The sequence below is a fragment of the Paracoccus simplex genome (genome assembly GCF_042648325.1).
Classification (GTDB): Bacteria; Pseudomonadota; Alphaproteobacteria; order Rhodobacterales; family Rhodobacteraceae; genus Paracoccus; species Paracoccus simplex.
In genome coordinates this window covers 1-818 of record NZ_JBHRXE010000052.1, presented here as the reverse complement: position 1 = coordinate 818, position 818 = coordinate 1, and the positions used below count along the sequence as shown (strand labels likewise).

Here is an 818-nt window from a genome sequence, read left to right as displayed (position 1 = left end):
GCACTGTTGCAAAGTTAGCGATGAGGCAGCCTTTTGTCTTATTCAAAGGCCTTACATTTCAAAAACTCTGCTTACCAGGCGCATTTCGCCCAGGGGATCACCATAATAAAATGCTGAGGCCTGGCCTTTGCGTAGTGCACGCATCACCTCAATACCTTTGATGGTGGCGTAAGCCGTCTTCATGGATTTAAATCCCAGCGTGGCGCCGATTATCCGTTTCAGTTTGCCATGATCGCATTCAATCACGTTGTTCCGGTACTTAATCTGTCGGTGTTCAACGTCAGACGGGCACCGGCCTTCGCGTTTGAGCAGAGCAAGCGCGCGACCATAGGCGGGCGCTTTATCCGTGTTGATGAATCGCGGGATCTGCCACTTCTTCACGTTGTTGAGGATTTTACCCAGAAACCGGTATGCAGCTTTGCTGTTACGACGGGAGGAGAGATAAAAATCGACAGTGCGGCCCCGGCTGTCGACGGCCCGGTACAGATACGCCCAGCGGCCATTGACCTTCACGTAGGTTTCATCCATGTGCCACGGGCAAAGATCGGAAGGGTTACGCCAGTACCAGCGCAGCCGTTTTTCCATTTCAGGCGCATAACGCTGAACCCAGCGGTAAATCGTGGAGTGATCGACATTCACTCCGCGTTCAGCCAGCATCTCCTGCAGCTCACGGTAACTGATGCCGTATTTGCAGTACCAGCGTACGGCCCACAGAATGATGTCACGCTGAAAATGCCGGCCTTTGAATGGGTTCATGTGCAGCTCCATCAGCAAAAGGGGATGATAAGTTTATCACCACCGACTATTTGCAACAGTGC

General features: G+C 52.3%; 1 protein-coding gene. It reads right to left on the bottom strand.

Features of this window, described 5'->3' with window-relative positions:
- Nucleotides 1-51: 51 nt before the first annotated feature.
- Complete coding sequence (locus tag ACFOMP_RS17360; protein ID WP_001067855.1) at nt 52-756, bottom strand: IS6-like element IS26 family transposase; 705 nt, start codon at nt 754-756, stop codon at nt 52-54.
- Nucleotides 757-818: the final 62 nt, after the last annotated feature.

Excerpts from the sequence above, each read along its gene's own strand:
- ACFOMP_RS17360 (WP_001067855.1), bottom strand. The coding sequence starts at position 756 with ATGAACCCATTCAAAGGCCGGCATTTTCAGCGTGACATCATTCTGTGG.